Here is a 22,767-nt window from a genome sequence, read left to right on the forward strand (position 1 = left end):
CCTCATCGGCGGTCAGACTCTACCGCGCTGGTCTGGTCTGAAACATACAAGCGCGTCAGGCTGCCCATTCGCTGTCGCCTGGGCGTCAGCGAGGCATCGCGTGGTTGCACCGGTCCCGGCGCGGGAGGCGCCGGAAGGGCGCCCCCACAGGCCTGCCTGAAACACGACGCAACTTCCTGCTACGCCCGCACGGGCGCAGGCTGGCCGCGGGTCGCCCGAACGCCCGTCCGCATGACGCCCGGCGCGCCGATGCGCGCGCCCCGGGCACGAGGATCGACCCCGTCCCTCGGCTCCCCGGCCGCCAGGGGGCGTGCGCGTGCACCGCAGCCGGCATCGCGCGGTGCGTTGACAGCGACGCGCGCAAGCCTCTAGAATTACTAACCCTTTGGTCAGTAAATGCAGACGCCAGCCACGCTTTCCCCGGCACGCCGCCGCACCCGTCGCAAGGAAGCGCGGCCGGGCGAGCTGCTGGCGGCCGCGCTGGCGCTGTTCGTGGAAAAGGGCTACGCGGCGACCCGGGTCGAGGAAGTGGCGGCACGCGCCGGCGTCTCCAAGGGCACGCTGTTTCTGTACTTCCAGAGCAAGGAGGCGCTGTTCCAGGCCGTGGTGCACGAGAACGCCGGTCGCCACCTGGCCGAGGCGCTGCGTGAGCTGGCCGACTTCCAGGGTTCCAGCGCCGACCTGCTGCGTTCCTTCCTGCGCCGCTGGTGGCAGGTCTATGGCAGCACGCCGGCAGCAGGCCTGAGCGCCCTGCTGATGAGCGAATCGGCCCATTTCCCCGAGCTGGCGCGCCACTACCAGGACGCAGTCATCGCGCCCGCGCACGAGCTGCTGCGCCGCCTCGTGCAGCGCGGCATCGAGCGCGGCGAGTTTCGACCGGTCAACGTGGCGCGCCTGGTCCATCTGGTGGTCGCCCCATTGCTGCAGATGGTGACCTGGCAGCAGGCGCTGGGGCATTGCTGCCCGCAGATCGAGGAAGACCGACCGCTGGCGCTGATCGACCTGCATGCCGACCTGCTGATCCGCGGCCTGCGCCCGGACGCCGTGTCATGACGCAGTCGCGAGAATCCGGCACGCCGATGCTGCGCCGCCACGCGCCAGGGACCGGCCCATGACGCGCCGCACGCTCGCCTGGGTGCTGGTGTTGCTGGCCGTGCTGGCCGGCGTGGCCCTGGCCTGGCACCGCGTCCAGAGCCGCCAGGCGGCGCAGCAGGCGCAGGCCGCGCCCAGCGCCGCGCCGGCGCTCGAGCTGGGGCCGCTCGACATGATCGAGTTGCAGCCGCGCGAGCTCACCTTCGGCATCCCGATCTCCGGTCCGCTGCAGGCTGTGCACACGGCAATGGTGAAGGCGCGCGTGCCGGGCGAACTGCAGGGCCTGACGCTGCGCGCGGGTGACAGCGTGCAGGCCGGCCAGGTGATCGCGCGCATCGAGCCGCTGGAATACGCCGAACGCCTGCGCCAGGCGGAGCGCCAGGTCGAGGCCGCGCAGGCCCAGATGGACATCGCCCAGCGCCAGTACGCCAACAATCGCGCCCTGGTGGACCAGGGCTTCATCTCGCAAACCGCGCTCGACACCTCGGCCGCCAACCTGGCGGCGGCACGCGCCAACGTGCGCGCGGCCCAGGCCGGCGCCGAGGTCGCGCGCAAGTCGGTCGCCGACACCGTGCTGAAGGCGCCGATCGATGGCCAGATCGCCCAGCGCCTGGCGCAGCCGGGCGAACGCGTGGCGCCCGAGGCACGCATCGTCGAGATCGTCGACCCGCGCCAGCTCGAGCTCGAGGCCACCGTGAGCGCCGCCGATTCGCTGGCGCTGCGCCTTGGCCAGCGCGCCCGGTTGACGGTCGAAGGCGCCTCCGGACCGGTGCAGGCCACCGTCGTGCGCATCAACCCGAGCGCCCAGCCGGGCAGCCGCAGCGTGCTGGTCTACCTCGCGGTCGAACCCCAGGCCGGCCTGCGCCAGGGCCTGTTTGCCCAGGGCGAGCTGGAAACCGGCAGCGAGCGCGCGCTGGCGCTGCCGCTTTCCGCGGTACGCACCGACAAGCCCGCGCCCTACGTGCAGGTGGTGGTGGGCAGCGGCCGCGAACGGCAGGTCGCGCACCAGCCGGTGCAGACCGGCGCGCGCGCCGTGCAGGACGGCGAAACCTGGGTGGCGGTGCAGGGCATCGCCCCGGGTAGCCAGGTGCTGCGCGCCGCCGCCGGCGCGCTGCAGCCCGGCACCCGGGTGCGGCTGGCGGACAAGACGATTCCATGACGCCGCCCGCCGCTGCCGCGCGCGCCTGACGCCTGCCCGCCATGTGGTTCACCCAGGTCAGCCTGCGCAACCCGGTGTTCGCCAGCATGGTGATGCTGGCCTTCGTCGTGCTCGGCCTGTTCTCGCTGCAGCGCCTGCAGGTCGACCAGTTCCCCAACGTCGACTTCCCGGTGGTGGTGGTGACCACCGAATACCCCGGCGCGGCCCCGGCCATCGTCGAGAGCGAGGTGACCAAGCCGATCGAGGAAGCGGTCAACTCGATCGCCGGCATCAACGCCCTGTATTCGCGCAGCTACGAGGGCCTGTCGGTGGTGATCATCGAGTTCCAGCTGCACATCAACGGCCGCAAGGCCGCCGACGACGTGCGCGAGAAGATCGGCCAGGTGCGCCCGCTGCTGCGCGAGGAAGTGAAGGAGCCGCGCGTGCTGCGCTTCGACCCGGCGGACCGGCCGATCTGGTCGCTCGCCGTGCTGCCCGTCGCGCCCGGGGACGAAGATGCGGCGCCCCCGAGCACCGCCGGGCCGCCCCAAGGTGTGAGCGCCCCCTCGGGGGGCAGCGCACCACGCGCAGCGGGGGAGCGTGGGGGCCAACTTTCCAGCACCGCCGGACCGCCCCAAGGTGTAAGCGCCCCCTCGGGGGGCAGCGCACCACGCGCAGCGGCGCAGCGTGGGGGTGTCATTTCTCCGGTGGAGCTCACCAACTGGGCCGACCAGGTGCTCAAGAAGCGCCTGGAAAACGTGCGCGGCGTCGGCCGCGTCAACCTGGTCGGCGCCTCCAAGCGCGAAATCCACATCGAGCTCGATCCGCAGGCGCTGCAGGCGCTCGCCGTCACGCCGGCCCAGGTCATGGCCGCCGTGCAGAGCGACAACCAGGATTCGCCCCTGGGCACGCTGCAGACCGCCACGCGTGAACTCGTGGTCCAGCTCGATGGCCGCATCGAGCGGCCCGAGGACTTCGGCCGCATCATCGTCGGCCGGCGCGGCGACGCCCCGATCCTGCTCGACCAGGTGGCGCGCGTGCGCGACAGCGCCGAGGAGCTGGAGACGCTGGCGCTCTACAACGGCCAGCGCACCTTGCTGCTGACGGTGCAGAAGGCGCAGGATGAGAACACCATCGAGGTGGTCGACGGCCTGGAGCAGGCGGCCCAGGCCATGGCCGCCGAACTGCCCGCCGGCGTGCGCCTGGTGCCGATCTACGACACCTCGCGGCCGATCCGCGTGGCCGTGAAGAACGTGCGCCAGACCCTGGTCGAGGGCGCCCTGCTCACCGTGCTGATCGTGTTCCTGTTCCTGAACTCCTGGCGCTCCACCGTCATCACCGGCCTGACGCTGCCGATCTCGATCATCGGCACCTTCTTCTTCATGCAGCTGTTCGGCTTCACCATCAACATGGTGACGCTGATGGCGCTGTCGCTGTGCGTCGGCCTGCTCATCGACGACGCCATCGTGGTACGCGAGAACATCGTGCGCCACGCCCAGATGGGCAAGGACGCCTACACCGCGGCGCACGAGGGCACGCGCGAGATCGGCCTGGCGGTGCTGGCGACCACGCTGTCGATCGTCGCCGTGTTCCTGCCGATCGGCTTCATGCAGGGCATCATCGGCAAGTTCTTCCATGAGTTTGGCATCACCATCGTGGCGGCGGTACTGATCTCGATGTTCGTCGCCTTCACGCTGGACCCGATGCTGTCCTCGGTCTGGCACGACCCGGCGATGCACGCTCGCGGCGCGGAGGGCGCGCCGGCCACGCTGTACGAGCGCACGATCGGCCGCGTCACCGGCTGGTTCGACCACGCCACCGACCAGTTGGCCGAGGGCTACCAGCGCCTGCTGGCCTGGGCGCTCGGCCACAAGCTCCTGACGCTGCTGGCGGCGCTCGCGATCTTCGTCGCCAGCGTGCTGATGGTGCCGCTGCTGGGCACCGAATTCGTGCCCAAGGCCGACTTCTCCGAGACCAACGTCGCCTTCTACACACCGCAGGGCTCGTCGCTGGAAGCCACCGAGGCCAAGGTGCGCGTGGTCGACGAAATCATCCGCGGCTACCCGGAGGTGCGCTACACCCTGGCCACCATCAACACCGGCCAGGCGCAGGGCAAGACCAACGCCAACTTCTACCTCCGCCTGAGCGATCGCCGCCAGCGCACGCGCAACGCCGAGGAACTGTCGGCCGAACTGCGCGAGCGCCTGCGCGCCGTGCCCGGCATCACCGTCACCCAGGCCGGCCTGCTCGAGCCCGTGGGAGGCCAGAAGCAGATCGAGTTCTCGCTGCAGGGTCCCGACCAGGCCGAGCTCGAGCGCCTGGCGCGGCCGCTGATGACGCGCCTGCAGGGCATCCCCGGCCTGGTCGACCTGGACTCCAGCAGCAAGCCCGACAAGCCGACGCTGGAGGTGCGCGTCAAGCCACGCCTGGCATCCGAATTCGGCCTGTCGGCGGCGCAGATCGCCGCGCCGCTGCGCACCCTGGTGGCTGGCACCACGGTGGGCAACTGGCGCGCGCCGGACGACGAGACCTATGACGTCGTCGTGCGCCTGGCGCCCGATGCCCGCGCCACCGTGCAGGACCTGGAGCGCCTGCCGCTGGTGGCGGGGCTGAACGCCGACGGCACGCCGCGCATCGTGCGCCTGGCGCAGGTCGCCGAGCTGACCGAATCGACCGGCACCAACCAGATCAACCGCCGCGGCATGCTGCGCGAGATCCAGATCAGCGCCAACACCTGGGGCCGCGCCACCGGCGAGGTGTCCAGCGACATCCGCGGCCAGCTCGAACAGGTGCACTTCCCGCCCGGCTACAGCTACAGCTTCGGCGGCGCCACCAAGAACATGCAGGAGTCGTTCGCCTATGCGCTGCAGGCGCTGGCGATGGCGATCATCTTCATCTACATGATCCTGGCCAGCCAGTTCAAGAGCTTCGTGCAGCCAATGGCGCTGATGACCTCGCTGCCGCTGACGCTGATCGGCGTGGTGCTGGCACTGCTGCTGTTCGGTTCGGCCATGTCGATGTTCTCCATCATCGGCGTCGTCATGTTGATGGGCCTGGTGACCAAGAACGCCATCCTGCTGGTGGACTTCGCCATCCGCGCGCGCGAGGGCCGCGTGAGCGAAGGCGGCCTGACCGAGGCGCTGCCGCGCGAGCAGGCGCTGCTGGCCGCCGCCCGGGTGCGGCTGCGCCCGATCCTGATGACCACGCTGGCCATGGTGTTCGGCATGGTGCCGCTGGCCTTCGCCGCCTCCGAGGGCGCCGAGCAGCGCGCCCCGATGGGCCAGGCGGTGATCGGCGGCGTCATCACGTCGTCGCTGCTGACCCTGGTGGTCGTGCCGGTGGTCTACTGCTACCTGGACGACCTGGCCGGCTGGCTGCGGCGCCACCTGCTGAAAACGCCGCCGGACAGTCCGCCGCGTGACCGATAATCCTTGGTTGACCTGAAACCGGTTGTGGAGCCTGTGACATGAACCTCGAACAAGCGCGCTTCAACATGATCGAGCAGCAGATCCGTCCCTGGGACGTGCTGGATGCGCACGTGCTGGACCTGCTGGCGGTGGTGCGGCGCGAGGACTTCGTGCCGCCCGCGCACCGGGCGCTCGCCTTTGCCGACCTGGAGATCCCGCTCAAACCTGGCGAGGAGGCGATTGCCCTGGGCCAGGTCATGCTGGCGCCACGCGTGGAGGCGCGCATGCTGCAGGACCTGCAGGTGGCCAAGCACGAGAAGGTGCTCGAGATCGGCACCGGCTCGGGCTTCATGGCGGCCCTGCTGGGCCACCGCGCGCAGCGCGTGCTGACGCTGGACATCGACAACGAGCTGGCGCAGACCGCGCAGGCCAACCTGCAGCGTGCCGGCGCCATGAACGTGGAGGTGCGCTGCGCCGACGGCTCCAGCACCGACCTCTCGGCGCACGGCCCGTTCGACGTGATCCTTCTGTCGGGCTCGGTGGCCCAGCTGCCCGAGCGCCTGCTCGCCCTGCTCAAGCCCGACGGTCGCCTGATGGCCATCGTCGGGGACGAACCGATGATGCGCGCCACCCTGGTGCACCACGCCGGCAAGGGCCTGGTCGTGACCCAGCCCTGGGACACCAATGCGCCGCGCCTGCGCGGCTTCCCGGAGCCCGAGCGCTTCCGCTTCTGAACCCTGGCCGACCGCACTCGAACGCGCCTGCAACAATCCATGATCGAACAGATCCAGCCGCGCGACCTACCCCAGTGGGTCGCGCGCGTCACGCAGGCCACGACACCGCTGCTGCTGGACGTGCGCGAGCCGGCCGAATGCCGCGTCGCCAGCGTGCAGGCCGGCGGCACCGAGCTGCTGCAGTGGCCGATGCACACGGTCCCGGCGCGCCTGCCCGAGCTCGACCGCGGCCGCCCGATCGCCGTGCTGTGCCATCACGGCGGGCGCAGCATGCAGGTGGCCCTGTTCCTCGAGCAGCGCGGCTTCGACCGCCTGGCCAACGTGGCGGGCGGCATCGACGCCTGGGCGCTGCAGCTCGACCCCTCGCTTCCCCGTTACTGATGCCCCTGCCTCACCCGCGCACGCTTGCGCTGACTCTCGCCCTGGCCCTGCTCGCCGCCACCGGCGCGCGCGCGCAGTCGCTGCTCGAGCTCTACCAGGCCGCGCATGGCTACGATTCCGCCTACCAGTCCGCGCTGGCCCAGGCGCAGGCGGCCCAGGCGCGCGCCGACCAGGCCCAGGCCGGACTGCTGCCGCAACTCGGCCTGCAGGCCGGCGGCCAGCACAACTGGACCCAGACCAGCGTGCTCGGCACCACCAGCAGCCGCCCGTTCAACAGCCTGAACGCCGCGCTCGTCGGTTCCCAGCCGCTGTATCGTCCGGCCAACCGCATCGCCCGGGACCAGGGCCAGCTGGCAGCCGACGCCGCCCAGGTCAAGCTGCGCGGAGCCGAGCAGGACCTGATCGTGCGCCTTGCCCAGGCCTACTTCGACGTGCTCGCGGCCGAGGACGCGCTGGCCTCGGTGCGCGCGCTCAAGACCGCCGTGAGCGAGCAGCTCGCCGCGGCCCAGCGCAATTTCGAGGTCGGCAACGCCACCATCACCGACAGTCGCGAGGCGCAGGCACGCTTCGACCTCGCCACCGCCCAGGAGATCGCCAGCGAGAATGAGCTGCGCGTGCGCAAGCTGGCGCTCGACCAGCTGGTGGGCCGCGGCGGCACCGATCCGCTGCCGCTGGCACAGCCGATCGAACTGCCGGCGCCGCAGCCGGACCAGGTCGAAGCCTGGGTGGCACAGGCCACGGACGAGCATCCGGGCGTGACGCAGGCACGCATGGCACTGGACATCGCGCGCCTGGAGACCGAGAAGGCGCGCGCCGGCCACCAGCCCACGGTGGACCTGCAGGCCAGCGTCGGCCAGACGCGCTACCCGGACGGCAACCCCGGCCTGGCCGTGGCGCCGCGCGCCAGCGCGCGCACCACCAACGCCAGCATCGGCGTGGTCATGAACTGGCCGCTGTTCGCCGGCTTCGCGATCGAGAACCGCGTCAAGGAGACCGTGGCACTGGAGGAGCAGGCGCGCGCCGATCTCGACACGCTCGAGCGCTCGGTGGCGCAGGCCACGCGCGCCGCCTTCTTCGGCGTCGAATCCGGGCGCAGCCAGGTCAAGGCACTGGAAGCCGCCGAGCACTCCAGCCTGACGGCGCTGCAGGCCAACCAGCTCGGCTACCAGGTGGGCGTGCGCATCAACATCGACGTGCTGAACGCGCAGAGCCAGCTCTACCAGACCCAGCGCGACCTGGCGCGTGCGCGCTACGACGTGCTGGTCGGAACGCTGCGCCTGAAGCAGGCCGCCGGCACGCTGTCGGCCGACGACCTGGTGCCGATCAACCAGTTGCTGGCGCGCTGAGCGCCGGCAGCCGTCAGCGTCCGGGCGCCGCCGCAGCGTCCACCCAGTCGCGCAAGGCCTCCACCGTGCGCCGCGCCGCGCCCTGGTGCTGGCGCGCGAACGCCTGTCCCGCCGCCGCCATGCGCGCGCGCCGCGCCTCATCGCGCGCCAGCGCCGCGGCCACCGCCAGGCCCTCGGCCAGATTGGCGACGCGCAGCGCCGCGCCAGCGGCCAGCGCGTGCTCGGCGGCCTCGGCGAAGTTGAAGGTGTGCGGTCCCATCACCACCGGACAGCCGCAGGCCGCGGCCTCGATCAGGTTCTGCCCGCCCAGCGGCTCGAAGCTGCCACCCAGCAGGGCCACGTCGGCGAGCGCGTAGTAGGCCGGCATCTCGCCCAGGCTGTCGCCGAGCCACACGGCGGCCGCTTGCGGACGGCCCTCGGCGCCCTCGCCCCAGATGCTGCGCCGGCTCAGGTCCAGGCCCTGCTGCGCCACCAGGGCCGCGACCTCGTCGAAGCGCTGCGGGTGGCGTGGCACCAGCAGCCACTGCGGCGGCGCGGCCGCCGCGCCGTTCGCCGCCACCCAGGCACCCGCCTTGAGCTGGCGCAGGAACTCGGCCTCCTCGCCCTCGCGCGAACTGGCCAGCATCACGACCGGCTGCGTGGCCTGGGCGCGCCAGTGGCGGCCGCGCTCCAGCAGCGCCGCCGGCGCCTCGGCGTCGTACTTGAGGTTGCCCAGCACGCCGGCCACCGGTGCCCCGGCGGCTCGCAGGCGCTCGGCATCGGCCTCGCCCTGCGCGTAGGCCGCGCTCAGGCCGGCGTAGGCCGGGCGCAGCAGCCAGGCGGCACGCCGGGCGCCGCGCAGCGATTTTTCGGACAGGCGCGCGTTCGCCAGCACCAGCGGCACGCCGGCGCGCCGGCAGGCCCGCACCAGGTTGGGCCAGATCTCGGTTTCCATCAGCACACCCAGGTCCGGCCGGTAGCGCGTGACGAAGGCGCGCGTGGCGCCGCGCGTGTCCCAGGGCTGCCAGACCTGGGCGTCGCCCGGCTGCAGCAGGCGCGCACCCTCGGCGCGGCCGGTTGCCGTGCCGTGCGTCAGCAGCAGGCGCATGCCCGGCCACTGCGCGCGCAGCTCGCGCAGCAGGATCGCCGCCGCGCGCGTCTCGCCCAGCGACACCGCGTGAATCCACACCAGCGGCGCGCCCGGAGCCGGCTGCGGCCGCGGCGGCGCGTCGCCGTAGCGCCCGAAGCGCTCCTCGACTGCCTGCAGGTAGCCCGGCTCGGCGCGCCCGCGCCGGCGCAGCTTGCGCCGCAGCAGCGGCTGCGCGGCCCAAGCGACGAGGTCGTAGAGCGCGTGGATCATGGCCGCGCCAGGCCCGGGCCGGATCGGCTGCCTTCAGTGCGCCGCACCGCCGACCTGGGCATCGGGCTTCACGCGCCGCAGCAGCGCCAGCATCCCGGCCTCGATGCGCGCCAGCGCCTGCGGCGTCTGGCCCTCGAAGCGCAGCACCAGCACCGGCGTCGTGTTGCTGGCCCGGATCAGGCCGAAGCCGTCGGCCCAGTCCACGCGCAGGCCGTCGATGGTCGAGATCTCCGCGTCCGCGCCCAGCACCGTCGGCGCCAGCGCCTGCAGCTCGGCCGCCAGGCGATGCGGCTCGCCCTCGGCGCAGGCCACGTTCAGCTCGGGCGTGGCACAGCTTTGCGGCAAGGCGTGCAGCACCGCGTTCGAGTCGGCGTGGCGGCTCAGGATCTCCAGCAGGCGGCAGCCGGCATAGGTGCCGTCGTCGAAGCCGTACCAGCGCTCCTGGAAGAAGATGTGGCCGCTCATCTCGCCGCCCAGCGGCGCGCCGATCTCCTTCATGCGCGCCTTGATGAGGGAGTGACCAGTGCGGTACATCTGCGGCACGCCGCCGGCGGCACGGATCGCCGGCGCCAGTTGCTGCGTGCACTTGACGTCGTAGACGATGGTGGCGCCCGGCACGCGCGCCAGCACGTCCTGCGCGAACAGCATCAGCTGGCGGTCCGGGAAGATGGTCTGGCCGTCCCGCGTCACGATGCCGAGGCGATCGCCATCGCCGTCGAAGGCCAGGCCGAGCTCGGCACCCGTGCGCTGCAGCGCGGCGATCACGTCACGCAGGTTCTCCGGCTTGCTCGGGTCCGGGTGGTGGTTCGGGAAACTGCCGTCGACTTCGGTGAACAGCTCCACGACCTCGCAGCCGATGGCTCGAAACACCCCAGGCGCCGAAGCCCCGGCGACGCCGTTGCCGGCATCGACGACGATCTTCATCGGGCGCGCCAGCCGGATGTCGCCGGCAATGCGCGAGCGGTACGCCGGCAGCACGTCGTGGCTGCGCAAGGAGCCGTCGGCGCGGCGCTGCCAGTCCTCCTGCTCCATGCGCCGGCGCAGGCCCTGGATGTCGTCGCCGAAGATGGCGCGCCCGGCCAGCACCATCTTGAAGCCGTTGTCGTCGCGCGGGTTGTGGCTGCCCGTGACCTGGATGCCGCTGGCGCACAGGGTGCTGGCGGCAAAGTAGAGCATCGGCGTGGTCGCCATGCCGATGTCGATCACCTCCACGCCGGCCGCCACCAGGCCGCGCATCAGGGCCGCGGCCAGTGCCGGGCCCGAGAGCCGTCCGTCGCGGCCGACCGCCACGGTGCGTTCGCCCAGCGCCAGCGCCTGGCTGCCGAAGGCCAGGCCCAGGGCTTCGGCCACCGCCTCGTTCAGCGTCGTCGGCGTGGTGCCGCGGATGTCATAGGCCTTGAAGATGGCGGGGTCGACTTGCATGAGGCGCGATTGTAGGGAGCGCCCCTCAGGCGGCGCCGGGCGTGCCAGCCAACATGCGCTCGACGTAGCGCGCGATCAGGTCGATCTCCAGGTTCACCCGCTGGCCCGGCGCCAGCGCGTGCAGCGCCGTGTGCTGCACCGTGTGCGGAATCAGGTTGATGCCGAACGCGCAGCCTGCTGCCTCGTCCTCAACGCTGTTGACGGTGAGGCTGACGCCGTTGACCGTCACCGAGCCCTTGTACGCCAGGTAGCGCGCCAGCTCGCGCGGCGCCCGCACGCGCAGCAGCCAGCTCTCGCCGACCGGGGCAAAGTGCGTCACCTCGCCCGTGCCGTCGACGTGGCCCGAGACGATGTGCCCACCCAGGCGATCGCCGGCGCGCAGGGCCTTCTCCAGGTTCACCGGCCCGGGCCGGTCCAGCCCGGCAGTGCGCGCCAGCGACTCGGCCGAGATGTCGATCGTGAAGCGGCCGGCCGCGGCGTCGATCGCCGTTGCGGTCATGCAGGCGCCGTTGATGGCGATGCTGTCGCCGAGCGCCACGTCGTCCAGGTAGCCGGCCGGCGCCTCGATGACGAGCTGGCGGCCGTGCGCGCTGCTGGCGCCGAGCGCGCGCACCTCGGTGATGCGGCCGACGGCGGTGATGATGCCCGTGAACATGGATACCGATCCTCCAGTGAAAAGGCCTCGCAAACATTCATTTGCGAGGCCTTCTCGAATGGGTGGCGCGGCTGGCAGGATTCGAACCCACGACCCCTTGGTTCGTAGCCAAGTACTCTATCCAACTGAGCTACAGCCGCGCGAAGCCGCAAATTATACCTTGGAATTCTGGTAGGGCGTGCTGGATTCGAACCAGCGACCAAGGGATTATGAGTCCCCTGCTCTAACCACTGAGCTAACGCCCCGGCGCGTGCGATTCTAGTGGGAGCGCGATGCTCAGCGCCCCTGGCTGAGGGCGTTGCTCACCAGGCGCGAGGTGATGTCGACGATCTGGATCATGCGTTCGTAGGGCATGCGGGTGGGGCCGATCACGCCAAGCGTGCCGACCACCTGGCCGTCGACCTCGTAGGGCGCGCTCACCACGGACAGCTCCTCCAGCGGCACCGACTGGCTCTCGCCGCCAATGAAGATGCGCACGCCCTCGGCCTGCATCGACACGTCGAGCAACCGCATCAGCTGCGCCTTCTGCTCGAACAGGTCGAAGGCCCGGCGCAGCTGGTTCATGTCGCTGGAAAAGTCGGTCACCGCGAGCAGGTTGCGTTCGCCCGAGATCACGACCTCGCCCTGCGCCTCGGTGATGGCCTGCGAGCCCATCTGCACCGCCGCCTGCATCAGCGTGGCAATCTCGCCGCGCAGGCGATCGACTTCCTGCGCCAGGCGCGCACGCACCTGCTCGATCGCCATCCCGGAAAAATTGGCGTTCAGGTAGTTGGACGCCTCGACCAGCTCGGACGGCGTGTAGTCGGTCTCGGTGAACAGCACGCGGTTCTGCACGTCGCCGTCGGGCGCGACGATGATCAGCAGCAGCCGGCGCTCGGACAGCCGCAGGAACTCGATGTGGCGGAACACCGAGGTGCGCCGCGGCGCCAGCACCACGCCGACGAACTGCGACAGGTTGGACAGCAGCTGGGCGGCGTTCGCGATCACCTTCTGCGGCTGTTCGGCGACCAGTTCGGGAGCCTGGAACTCGGCCTGGTGCGCCGTCAGCATGGTGTCGACGAACAGGCGATAGCCACGCGCCGTCGGCACGCGGCCGGCCGAGGTGTGGGGCGAGACGATCAGGCCCAGCTCCTCCAGGTCCGACATCACGTTGCGGATGGTGGCCGGCGACAGGTCCAGCCCGGAGGCGCGCGACAGCGTGCGCGAGCCGACCGGTTGGCCGTCGGCGATGTAGCGCTCGATCAGCGTCTTGAGCAAGCGTCGGGAACGGTCGTCCAGCATGAATTCGAACCTGCGCGGCCCCGCGTGCGCTTCGGAGGGCCGAACCATTATGATGTAATTTGCCCATGAGCCCGAAGTTCACGCGTGTCGCCCTGGTCGGGAAATACCAGGACCCGGTCACCGGCCCGATCGCGGACTCGGCGCGCGAGCTGATGGCCGGCATCGGCGCCTTCCTGCAGCAGTACGGCTGCAGTGTCACGCTGGAGCGGCGCACGGCCGAGCTCACCGAACTGAGCCAGTTCGAGGTGGCCGACATCGACGGCATCGGCGCGCGCTGCGAGCTGTGCGTGGTGGTGGGCGGCGACGGCACGATGCTGGGGGTCGGCCGCCAGCTGGCACGCCACGGCACGCCGCTGATCGGCATCAACCAGGGTCGCCTGGGCTTCATCACCGACATCGCGCTGGACGACTATCCGAGCGTCCTGCCGGCGATGCTAGCCGGCGCGTTCGAGGAAGACCTGCGCGCCCTGCTGCTGGGCCGCGTCTGCCGCGACGGCGCCTGCGTGTACGAGGCGGTGGCCATGAACGACGTGGTGGTCAACCGGGGCGCGGCCTCGGGCATGGTCGAACTGCGCGTCGAGGTCGACGGCCACTTCGTCGCCAACTACCGCGCCGATGGCATCATCGTCGCCACGCCGACCGGCTCGACCGCGTACTCGCTTTCCGCCGGCGGCCCGCTGCTGCACCCCCAGCTGCCGGGCTGGGCACTGGTGCCGATCTCGCCACACACCCTGTCGAACCGGCCGATCGTGCTGGCCGACCCGGGCGAGATCGCGATCGAGATCGTGGCCGGGCGCGACGCCAACGCCAGCTTCGACATGCAGTCGCTGGCCTCGCTGCGTCACGGCGACCGCATCGTGGTGCGCCGCTCCGAGCACCAGGTGCGCTTTCTGCATCCGCGCGGCTGGAGCTATTTCGACACCCTGCGCGAAAAGCTGCACTGGACCCGCGGCGGCGGCTGAACCCGGAACTGGCAGTTGACCGCTCCCGAACGTCTCGGAATCCACGTGAACATCGATCTCGGCTGCTTGGGTCGCGCTCGCCTCCTGGGTGAGCGCGCCACGCATCGGCCGGCTCCGGGTTGAACCCATGGGCTTGCGTCACCTCGGTCTGCGCGACTTCGTCATCGTCTCCGAGCTCGACCTCGAGCTGGGCGACGGCTTCACCGTGCTGACCGGCGAGACCGGCGCCGGCAAGTCCATCCTCGTGGACGCGCTGCAGCTGGTACTGGGCGGGCGCGGCGATGCGCTGTGGGTGCGCGAGGGCCGACCGCGCTGCGAGATCGCCGCCGAATTCGACCTGCCGGCCGGCGTCGGACCCTGGCTGGAGACGCACGGCTTCGACGCAGCGACGGAGGACGGCCTGCTGCTGCGCCGCAGCATCGACGCCAGCGGCAAGAGCCGCGCCTGGATCAATGGCGCGCCAGCCACGGTGACGCAGTTGCGTGAGCTGGGCGAGCAACTCGTCGACATCCACGGCCAGCACGCCTGGCAAAGCCTGACGCGGCCGACCGCCGTGCGCGCGCTGCTCGATGCCTACGCCGGCGTCGCGGCGGCGGGGCTGGAGGCCGCCTGGCAGGACTGGCAGCGCGCGCTGGCGGCCTGGCAGCAGGCCCAGGCGGCGCAGGACGGCCTGGCACGCGAGCGCGAACGCCTGCTGTGGCAGATCGGCGAACTCGACCAGCTCGCGCCGCGCACGGGCGAATGGGAGGAGCTCAACCAGCAGCACGGGCGCCTGTCGAACGCACAGGACCTGATCGACGCCGCCCTCGCCGCCGGCGAGGCGCTGGACGGTGGCGAGGGCGAGGACGGCGCGCTGGCGGCGCTGGCGCGCGCGCAGGAAGCGCTGCGTGCGCGCCAGCAGCTCGAACCCGAGTTCGCTGCCCTGCTCGAGCTGCTGCAGGCCTGCGAGGCGCAGGCGCAGGACGTGGCGCGCAGCCTGCACGCCTACCAGCGCCGTGCCGGCCCGGAGCCCGAGCAGCTCGCGGCGCTCGACGCACGCATCGGCCAGTGGCTCGGCCTGGCGCGCCGCTACCGGCGCACGCCCGAGGAACTGCCGGCGCTCCTGGCCGACTGGCGCGCCGAGCTGGCGCGCCTGGAATCGGCGGCCGATCTGGGTCGGCTCGAGGCTGCCGCCGGCCAGGCGCGGGCCGCCTATGAACGCCTGGCGCACCAGGCCTCCAGCCAGCGCCAGGCGGCCGCGCCGCGGCTGGCGACCGCGGTAACGGACGCCATGCAGCAACTGGGCATGGCCGGCGGCGTGTTCGAGGTGCGCCTCGAGCCCACGCGCGAACCGGCCGCCCACGGGCTGGAGAGCACCAGCTTCTGCGTGGCCGCGCACGCCGGCGCCACCCCGCGTCCCATCGAACGCGTCGCCTCGGGCGGCGAGCTGTCACGCCTTGCGCTCGCGATTGCCGTCACCACCAGCACCCTGGGGCCGGCGGCCACCCTGGTGTTCGACGAAGTCGACGCTGGAGTCGGAGGCGCCGTCGCGGCCACGGTCGGCGCGCTGCTGCACCGGCTCGGGCGCGATCGCCAGGTGCTGTGCGTGACCCACCTGCCGCAGGTTGCAGCCCGCGCCGACCACCACCTGCGCGTCAGCAAGACCCAGGGCGACGATGCGCATCCGCTCAGCAGCGTGGCGCCGATCACCGACGCCGAGCGCACCGAGGAGATCGCGCGCATGCTCGGCGGCACCCAGGTCACGACGACCACGCTGGCGCACGCCCGCGAACTGCTGGCACCGCCGTCGCAAGCCGCGCCGCCGGCGAAACGCTCCAGGGCCCGCGCATGACCATCGAACTGGTCGTCATCACCGGCATGTCCGGCTCCGGCAAGTCGGTCGCCCTGCACGCCCTGGAAGATGCCGGCTATTACTGCGTCGACAACCTGCCGCCCGAGCTGCTCAAGCCTTTCGTCATGCTGGAGGACCACGCCGGCGCGCGCAAGCTGGCGGTCGCGATCGACGTGCGCAACAGCCGGGCCCTGCCCCAGATGCCCCTGCTGCTGCACGGACTGAGAGACGGCGGCATCGACCTGCGGCTGGTGTTCCTGGATGCCAGCGACCAGGCCCTGGTGCGCCGCTTCTCGGAGACCCGGCGGCGCCATCCCCTGTCACGTTCGGAGGATCCGGGCGCGCAGCAGGCCCTGTTGCAGGCAATCGGACGCGAACGCGAGCTGCTGGCCGACCTGCGCGAGCGCTCGCACGTGATCGACACCAGCCAGCTGCGTCCGGCGCAGTTGCTCGACTATGTGAAGGCACTGATCGCCGCGCCCTCGTCCGGGCTGCTGCTGGTGTTCGAATCCTTTGCCTTCAAGCGCGGCATCACGCTGGATGCGGACTACGTGTTCGACGTGCGCATGCTGCCCAACCCGCACTATGAGCCGGCGCTGCGCCCACTCACCGGTCGCGACGCGCCGGTGGCCCGGTTCCTCGAGCAATCGGCCGAGGTCGGGCTCATGCTCGAGCAGATCAGCGACTTCCTGCGCACCTGGCTGCCGGCCCTCGTGCGCGACCACCGCAGCTATGTCACGGTGGCGATCGGCTGCACCGGCGGCCAGCACCGCTCGGTCTACCTGGTCGAGCGGCTGGCCGAGCGCTTCGGCGCCGACTGGCATGCGCTCAAGCGGCATCGCGAGCTGGAACTGCCGGCCAGATGAGCGCGCACGCTGCAGCCCGGCACGACCGCTGACCCATCGCGGCGGCCGCGGCCGGCATCAGGAAGGGCCGTCGGCTCCGCCCAGCAAGCGCCGCACCGGCGCCGGCAGCGCCAGCGCGGGCCAATGGCTGGCGGCGTGCCACGCGCCCGTCGCATCCAGCTCGGTCGCGCAAGCGAGGCGCACGCCCAGCACGTGGAGCTCGAGTTGGCGATGCGTCAACGCGTGCTGGAGCACCGCGTGCTCGACCACATTCGCGCGGTCCGCCTCGGGAACCCCCCGCAGCAGCGCGGCGCGTTCGGCAAACACCGGCAGGCAATGCAGGCGCGCCCAGATGCCACGCGCCGGACGCTGGGTCAGCCAGACGCGGCCGGCAGGGTCGCGCGCGCACAGCAGCCACAAGGGAACCTGCGGACGCGCCGGCCGCGGCTGGCGTCGCGGATAGCGCTCCGGGTGACCCTCGGCGCGCGCACGGCAGATGTCGGCGAGCGGGCAGCGCGCGCAGGCCGGTTGGCGCGGCAGGCAGATGGTCGCGCCCAGGTCCATCAGGCCCTGGGTATAGGCCGGCATCGCCTGCCGCAGCCGCGCACGCGGCAGCAGGTCCTCGGCCCGCTGCCACAGCGCACGCAGCGATGGAGCGCGGCCCAGGTCATCCCCGATGGCGAACACGCGCGCCAGCACGCGCCGCACGTTGCCGTCCAGGATGGCCTGGCGTTCGCCGTGGCAGAAGGCGGCGATCGCCGCAGCCGTCGAGCGGCCGATGCCGGGCAACTGCTCCAGTTCGGCGGCAAGCGCCGGAAAGCGTCCGCCGTGACACGCCACCACCTCGCGCGCGCAGCGATGCAGGTTGCGTGCACGCGTGTAGTAGCCCAGCCCGCTCCACAGCGCCAGCACCTCGTCCTCGGATGCCCGGGCCAGCGCACCCACGTCGGGAAAGCGCTGCAGGAAGCGTGCGTAGTACGCCTGCACGGTCGCCACCTGGGTCTGCTGCAGCATGATCTCCGACAGCCAGACCCGGTACGGATCGCGCGTGCCCTGCCAGGGCAGGTCACGCCGTCCCCGGACCCGCCACCAGCGAATGATGCGTGCCGAAAAATCCTCGGCTGGACCGGTCACCCCGGCTCGGCTTCCAGCGCCAGCGCCTCGGTCGGCTGGGCCTCGGGCGCCATCACCCGGGATGCGAGCAGCGCGAGTCGATCCTCGGTCGTGCCCAGCTCGCGCACCTGCGCTTCCAGCTCCTGCAGGCGCGCACCCAGGTCGCCGGCGGCATCCTGGACGCGCTGGATCGCCTCGATGCGACGCGTGAACGCGCGTCGGCGCTCGCGCAGCTCGACGTCGAGCTGGCCCGAGATCGACTTGTTCCAGAGCTCGATCTCGCCCAGCGCGGTTTCGAAGATGGCGCGCACGCGGCTGTACAGGGCACGCGTCAGCCGCTCGCAGAATTCCGGGCGCACCAGTTGCATCATGTTGCCCATGCCCAGGTACTGCACATGGCTGCGTTCGACGGTGGCGAGGTCGCGCTCGAGTTGCTCCAGGTCCGGAGCGGCTGGCACCTGCAGCGCAAAGCCATGCTCGGTATTGAGCCTGGCAAAGGAGGTGTCCAGCATGGCCTGGATCTCGTCCATGCGCGCGCGCACGCGGTCCACCACGCTGCGCAACCCATCAAAGCCCTGGGCATAGACCTTGCGTGCGCCCAGTTTCAGGCCCGACTCGCCCAGGGCCGCGCTCAGGTCCGCCAGTTCGCGCTTGATCGAACGCCCGCTCAGCAGGCTGAACACTTCGCGCAGCAGCTTGACGTGCACCGAACGCACCGCCAGCACGCTCGCCGAGCCACGATCGAACGCCTGCTTCTCCTGTTCCACGCGACGCCGCATGTGGCGGATCATGGCGTGGTTCTTGCCGCGCAGCCCCTTGAGCTCGAGCAGCTGGTCGACCAGCGCCCGGCGCTGCACCCCCAGCACGCGGGTCGCATCCGCCTGCAGCCGCTGCACGCCGTGCTGCAGCGCGGCCTCGAGCACCCGGTGGCGCGCGCCCAGCACCCGTCCACCCAGCTCGCGCTCGAACTCCGCCAGGCCACTGGCGCGCAGCAGCGCCGCGTCACCGCGCACCTTGGCCAGCAGGCCCTTCTGCGCCGACAGCGCCAGCACCTGGTTCTCGCCCACCTCCAGCGTGCGCGCGGTATCCGTGCGCTGGCGCTGGATCTGGGCCTCGATCTGGCGCGGCTGGCTGAGTTCGTCCCACAGTGTGTCGATCTTGTTGAGCACCACCAGCTGGGTCCCGGCCGCGCCGTGCGCCGGCGCCAGGTGTTCGCGCCAGATCGCCAGGTCCGAGCGCGTGACTCCGGTGTCGGCGCCCAGCACGAACACCACGGCCTGTGCCTGCGCGATCAGGTTGACGGTGAGCTCGGGCTCGGCACCGATTGCGTTCAACCCCGGCGTATCGAGCACCACCAAGCCCTGCCGAAGCAGGGGATGCGCCATGTTGATCAACGCGTGGCGCCAGCGCGGCACCTCGACCAGGCCGTCGGCGCCGCGCGGCGGGTTGTCCTCGGGGCGCTCGTCATGCCAGAAGCCGAGCATGCGTGCCTCCTGCACGGACACACGCCGGACCTCGGACACCATCTCCATCGCGCTGGCGAGCTGGTCCGCGTCGTTCACGTCCAGGTCCACGCGCCGCCACTGCTCGGGCGCCAGGCGCCACTCCATCAGCGCCTGCGGCTGCAGCCGCGACTCGATTGGCAGCAGGCGCAGGCACGGCGGCAGCGCCGGCTCCCAGCCCAGTTCAGTCGGGCACATGGTGGTGCGCCCGGCGCTGGCCGGCATGATGCGCCGCCCGTAGCCGGCAAAGAACACGGCGTTGATGAGCTCCGACTTGCCGCGCGAGAACTCGGCGACGAAGGCCACCATGACCTTGTCGGCCAGCAGCTGCTCGCCCAGCGCGTGGATGCGTTCCTGCGCCGTGGCGTCCAGCAGCTGCTGCTCCTGCAGCCATTCGCCCAGCGCCTTCAGGCGCTCGGCTGCGCCGCGACGCCAGGCGCTGTGCTGGTCCAGCCGCTGGCTGAAACCGGTGATCGGCAGATCCGTCGCGTTCATGGCGGCATCTTAACCGTTTACAACGTTTTGTTACCACCCAACCCGTTCAAAAATCATGAACGCTGGCACACGGGGCAGTAATAGGTCGAGCGCTGACCCTGGCGCAACACGCGAATGGGTGCTGCGCAGGCCGGGCAAGGCTGCCCGGCGCGCCCGTAGACCGCCGCCTCGAGCTGGAAATGGCCGGTGCCGCCCGTGGCATCGGCGAAGTCGCGCAGCGTGCTGCCGCCCAGCACCAGCGCGCGCCCGAGCACGGCACGAATCGCGTCGTGCAGCCGCGTCGCGCGCGCCAGCGACAGGCGATCGGCACGCACCGTCGGCCGGATGCGCGCCTCGAACAGCGCCTCCGAGGCATAGATGTTGCCCACGCCCACCACCACGTCGCCCGCGAGCAGCACCTGCTTGATCGACGCGTGGCGCTGCCGCAACGCCGCGTGGAAGCTGCGCGGCTCGAAGGCGTCCTCCAGCGGCTCCGCGCCCAGCCCGCCCAGCAATCTGGCCGCCGGCGCCGCATCCAGCGCCGGCGCCCAGACCACGGCGCCGAAGCGGCGCGGATCGTGCAGCCGCAGCACCCCCCGCGTGGTGACGAGATCCATGTGATCGTGCGGACCCGCAGGCGGCAGATCGGTGCCGAACACCAGCCGCCCCGACATCCCCAGGTGCAGCAGCAGCACGCCCTCGTCCAGCGTCATCAGCAGGTACTTGCCGCGTCGCCCGACGTCCCGCACCGTGCGCCCGACCAGGGTTTCGGGCGCCACGCCCAGTGGCCAGCGCAGCGGCTTGCCCAGACGCAGCGCGCGGATGCGCGCGTCGGCAATGCGCGCGGCAAAACTGCGCCGCGTCACTTCGACTTCGGGGAGCTCTGGCATGGGAGGAATCGGATTCCGGGCTTCGATTATTATGGTTTGATGCAGCGAATTCTCCGCATCCTGGCCGGCACGGCCGTGGCCTGGGCCAGCCTGCCGGGCTGCGTGCAGATGCCGCATGAGAGCGCCGCGGTCGCCGCCGCGAGCGCGCCGGTGGCGGCCCCCGTCGAAGCCTCTGCCGCCGCCACGCCGCCGCAGTCGCGTCTCGATGCCCGCCTGATGTACGAGTTGCTGCTGGGAGAATTCTCCTTCAGCGAGGGCGACACCTCGCACGCCTCGGCCTACATGCTCGATGCGGCGCGCCGCACCGGCGAGCCCGCGCTGTACAAGCGCGCGGTGGACATGGCGATCCAGTCGCGCTCCGGCCCGGCGGCCCTGGAAGCCGTGCGAGCCTGGCGCCTGGCGGTCCCGGATTCGGCCGAAGCCAGGCGCTACGAACTGCAGGTGCTGCTTGCGCTCGGGCGCGCCGGGGAGACCGCCGATGCCCTGCGCGCCGTGCTCGACACCCTGGCCGCGGACGAGCGCGAGCCGTTCATCATCGCCCTGCCCGCGCTCTACCAGCGCGCACCCGACAAGAGCGAGGCGGCCCACGCCATCGAACTGGGACTGGCCGAAGCCGTCAAGGACCCGGCGCTGGCGCCCGCCGCCTGGACCACCATCGGACGCATGCGCCTGCAGACCGGGGACCGTGCCGGCGCACTGGCCGCCGCCACCCTGGGCGCCGATGCCGACGCCGCCTCGCAGTGGCCGGCGCTGCTGGCGCTGCAACTCCTGGCCGGTGCCGATGAAGCCCGCGCCGAGGCACTGATCCAGCGCCACCTCGCGCGTCCGGATGCCCGTCCCGATTTGCAACTGGCGTATGTGCGCGCGCTGGTCACGCTCGGGCGCCTGGATGACGCGCGCACCCAGTTGACCGAGCTCATCACGCGTCGTCCGGACGAGGCCGACGGCTGGCTGACACTCGGCCTGCTGCAGGCCGAGCAGCGCGAGGACGACCAGGCCGAACGCTCGCTGCAACGCTATCTCGCGCTGATGCGGGGCGCCGCCGGCGCCGGTCGCGATCCGAGCACGGGCCCAAGCCAGGCACGCCTGGCGCTGGCGCGCATTGCCGAGCGTGGCGGCGACCTGGACCAGGCCGAACGCTGGCTGTCCGCGGTCGACGCGCCCGACCAGGTGCTGGCCGCCCAGATCCAGCGCGCCGACCTGCTGGCACGCAAGGGCCAGATCGCGCAAGCGCGCCAGGCGATCCGAGCGGCGCCCGAGCAGGACGAGGGCGACGCCCGCGTCAAGCTGCTGGCCGAAGCGCAACTGCTGCGCGAGCATGGCGACGCGGCCGAATCCTATCGCCTGCTGCAGGGCGCCCTGCGCGACAGCCCGGACGATGACGGCCTGCTCTACGACGCCGCGATGTCGGCGGAGCGACTGAACCGGCTGGCCGAAATGGAGCGCCTGTTGCGCCGCGTGATCGCGCTCAAGCCCGATTCCGCCCATGCCTACAACGCGCTGGGCTATGCGCTGGCCGATCGCAACCAGCGCCTGGCCGAGGCCAGGAGCCTGATCGAGAAGGCCGCGCGCCTCGACCCGAACGACGCCTACATCCAGGACAGCCTGGGCTGGGTCGAGTTCCGCCTCGGCCAGCCACGCAAGGCACGCATGCTGCTGGAAGCGGCCTTTCGCAAGCGCCCGGACGCCGAGATCGCGGCGCACCTGGGCGAAGTCCTCTGGGCCCTGGGCGAGCAGGAGGCGGCGCGCCAGGTCTGGCGCGAAGGCCTGCGGCTGGACCCGGACAACGCCTCGCTGCAACGCACCCTGCAGCGCCTGCGGGTCCAGCCGTGACGCCGCCGCGCTGGGCCGGCGTCGCGCGACGCGCGCTGTCCTGGGCCCTGGTCACCACGATCCTGCTGCTGGTCGGCGCTTGCGCCAGCCCGCGCGCCAGCACCGAGGCGGCGGCCCTGCAATCGGGGCGCTGGAGCGGGCGACTCGGCCTGACGGTGGAGAGCGAGCCGCCGCAGCAGTTGCACGCCGGCTTCGAACTCGAGGGCGATCCACAGGCCGGACGGCTCGACCTGTACACCCCGCTGGGCAGCACCCTGGCCGCGTTGCGCTGGAGCCCCGGCACGGCCGTGCTGTCCCAGGGCGGGCAGCAGCACGACTACGAGTCCCTCGATGCCCTGGCCGGCGCGGCCACCGGCACCGCCCTGCCGGTGCGCGCGCTGTTCGCCTGGCTGCGCGGCGTGCCCGAGGCGGTCGATGGCTGGCAGGTGGACCTGAGCCAGCGCGCCAGCGGCCGGCTGCGCGCCTGGCGCGTCACGCCACCGCCCGGCGCCGAATTGCGCGTCATCCTCGACGCACCGTGAA

The 22,767-nt window shown here is 71.7% G+C and carries 18 protein-coding genes and 2 tRNA genes; 11 read left to right on the forward strand and 9 right to left on the reverse strand.

Translation table 11 applies throughout. From position 1 onward, the window contains the following. Window positions 1-396: 396 nt before the first annotated feature. Genes PKA16_RS09520 through PKA16_RS09545 form a run of 6 tightly spaced genes read left to right on the forward strand, consistent with a single transcriptional unit; the run spans window position 397 to window position 8,098 of the window. Window positions 397-1,053 (forward strand): TetR/AcrR family transcriptional regulator, encoded by a 657-nt coding sequence (locus tag PKA16_RS09520; RefSeq protein WP_324402664.1) that lies wholly within the window; start codon window positions 397-399, stop codon window positions 1,051-1,053. A 58-nt stretch (window positions 1,054-1,111) separates the two neighbouring features. Continuing rightward, window positions 1,112-2,251 carry an efflux RND transporter periplasmic adaptor subunit gene (locus PKA16_RS09525; RefSeq protein WP_324402666.1) on the forward strand — a complete coding sequence of 380 codons (1,140 nt, stop codon included), beginning with the start codon at window positions 1,112-1,114 and terminating at the stop codon, window positions 2,249-2,251. Window positions 2,252-2,292: 41 nt separating this feature from the next. Further along, window positions 2,293-5,658, forward strand: coding sequence for an efflux RND transporter permease subunit (locus PKA16_RS09530; protein ID WP_324402668.1), 3,366 nt, complete (start codon window positions 2,293-2,295; stop codon window positions 5,656-5,658). Window positions 5,659-5,696: 38 nt separating this feature from the next. Next, complete coding sequence (locus PKA16_RS09535) at window positions 5,697-6,371, forward strand: protein-L-isoaspartate O-methyltransferase (RefSeq protein ID WP_324402670.1); 675 nt, start codon at window positions 5,697-5,699, stop codon at window positions 6,369-6,371. Window positions 6,372-6,410: 39 nt separating this feature from the next. Then, window positions 6,411-6,752 (forward strand): rhodanese-like domain-containing protein, encoded by a 342-nt coding sequence (locus PKA16_RS09540; RefSeq protein ID WP_324402672.1) that lies wholly within the window; start codon window positions 6,411-6,413, stop codon window positions 6,750-6,752. Then, window positions 6,752-8,098 (forward strand): TolC family outer membrane protein, encoded by a 1,347-nt coding sequence (locus tag PKA16_RS09545; RefSeq protein WP_324402674.1) that lies wholly within the window; start codon window positions 6,752-6,754, stop codon window positions 8,096-8,098. Before PKA16_RS09540 ends, PKA16_RS09545 begins: the two co-directional genes overlap by 1 nt. A gap of 13 nt (window positions 8,099-8,111) precedes the next feature. Here the strand turns inward: PKA16_RS09545 and PKA16_RS09550 are convergent, their stop codons facing one another. From PKA16_RS09550 to hrcA, 6 genes are all read right to left on the reverse strand, one after another. Continuing rightward, window positions 8,112-9,437: a 3-deoxy-D-manno-octulosonic acid transferase gene (locus tag PKA16_RS09550; protein ID WP_324402676.1), complete on the reverse strand. Its 1,326-nt coding sequence runs from the start codon at window positions 9,435-9,437 to the stop codon at window positions 8,112-8,114. A gap of 33 nt (window positions 9,438-9,470) precedes the next feature. Continuing rightward, window positions 9,471-10,859, reverse strand: coding sequence for a phosphomannomutase/phosphoglucomutase (locus PKA16_RS09555; protein WP_324402678.1), 1,389 nt, complete (start codon window positions 10,857-10,859; stop codon window positions 9,471-9,473). 25 nt (window positions 10,860-10,884) lie between these two features. Continuing rightward, window positions 10,885-11,514: a riboflavin synthase gene (locus PKA16_RS09560; RefSeq protein WP_324402680.1), complete on the reverse strand. Its 630-nt coding sequence runs from the start codon at window positions 11,512-11,514 to the stop codon at window positions 10,885-10,887. Between the two features lie 63 nt (window positions 11,515-11,577). Next, window positions 11,578-11,654 (reverse strand) — tRNA-Arg (locus PKA16_RS09565). Between the two features lie 29 nt (window positions 11,655-11,683). Then, a tRNA-Ile gene (locus tag PKA16_RS09570) sits at window positions 11,684-11,759 on the reverse strand. A gap of 31 nt (window positions 11,760-11,790) precedes the next feature. After that, on the reverse strand, window positions 11,791-12,795 hold the full coding sequence (gene hrcA, locus PKA16_RS09575) for a heat-inducible transcriptional repressor HrcA (RefSeq protein ID WP_324402682.1): 1,005 nt from the start codon (window positions 12,793-12,795) through the stop codon (window positions 11,791-11,793). A gap of 65 nt (window positions 12,796-12,860) precedes the next feature. On the opposite strand from hrcA, the gene PKA16_RS09580 reads away from it, so the two are divergent. The 3 genes from PKA16_RS09580 to rapZ all read left to right on the forward strand — a co-directional run bounded on the left by PKA16_RS09580 (window position 12,861) and on the right by rapZ (window position 16,454). Next, window positions 12,861-13,757 carry an NAD kinase gene (locus PKA16_RS09580; protein ID WP_324402684.1) on the forward strand — a complete coding sequence of 299 codons (897 nt, stop codon included), beginning with the start codon at window positions 12,861-12,863 and terminating at the stop codon, window positions 13,755-13,757. Between the two features lie 127 nt (window positions 13,758-13,884). Beyond that, on the forward strand, window positions 13,885-15,588 hold the full coding sequence (recN, locus tag PKA16_RS09585; protein ID WP_324402686.1) for a DNA repair protein RecN: 1,704 nt from the start codon (window positions 13,885-13,887) through the stop codon (window positions 15,586-15,588). Next, window positions 15,585-16,454 (forward strand): RNase adapter RapZ, encoded by an 870-nt coding sequence (gene rapZ, locus PKA16_RS09590; RefSeq protein ID WP_324402688.1) that lies wholly within the window; start codon window positions 15,585-15,587, stop codon window positions 16,452-16,454. Before recN ends, rapZ begins: the two co-directional genes overlap by 4 nt. Window positions 16,455-16,511: 57 nt before the next feature. On the opposite strand, the gene mutY is transcribed toward rapZ, so the two are convergent. From mutY to mutM, 3 genes are read right to left on the reverse strand one after another with little or no spacing between them, the layout of a single operon-like run. After that, the gene (gene mutY, locus PKA16_RS09595; protein ID WP_324402690.1) at window positions 16,512-17,567 is read right to left on the reverse strand and encodes an A/G-specific adenine glycosylase; all 1,056 of its coding nucleotides are present in this window, start codon (window positions 17,565-17,567) and stop codon (window positions 16,512-16,514) included. Then, complete coding sequence (locus tag PKA16_RS09600; RefSeq protein WP_324402692.1) at window positions 17,564-19,543, reverse strand: dynamin family protein; 1,980 nt, start codon at window positions 19,541-19,543, stop codon at window positions 17,564-17,566. The genes mutY and PKA16_RS09600 overlap by 4 nt, the downstream gene beginning before the upstream one ends. A 53-nt stretch (window positions 19,544-19,596) precedes the next feature. Then, window positions 19,597-20,412: a bifunctional DNA-formamidopyrimidine glycosylase/DNA-(apurinic or apyrimidinic site) lyase gene (gene mutM / locus PKA16_RS09605; RefSeq protein WP_324402694.1), complete on the reverse strand. Its 816-nt coding sequence runs from the start codon at window positions 20,410-20,412 to the stop codon at window positions 19,597-19,599. A 39-nt stretch (window positions 20,413-20,451) separates the two neighbouring features. On the opposite strand from mutM, the gene PKA16_RS09610 reads away from it, so the two are divergent. Further along, entirely contained in the window at window positions 20,452-22,245 is a 1,794-nt protein-coding gene (locus tag PKA16_RS09610) for a tetratricopeptide repeat protein (protein WP_324402696.1), read from the forward strand. Next, on the forward strand, window positions 22,242-22,766 hold the full coding sequence (locus tag PKA16_RS09615) for a lipoprotein insertase outer membrane protein LolB (protein WP_324402698.1): 525 nt from the start codon (window positions 22,242-22,244) through the stop codon (window positions 22,764-22,766). Before PKA16_RS09610 ends, PKA16_RS09615 begins: the two co-directional genes overlap by 4 nt. Window position 22,767 lies beyond the last annotated feature (1 nt).

The sequence above is a fragment of the Ottowia sp. genome (assembly GCF_035325765.1).
Taxonomy (GTDB): Bacteria; Pseudomonadota; Gammaproteobacteria; order Burkholderiales; family Burkholderiaceae_C; genus Ottowia.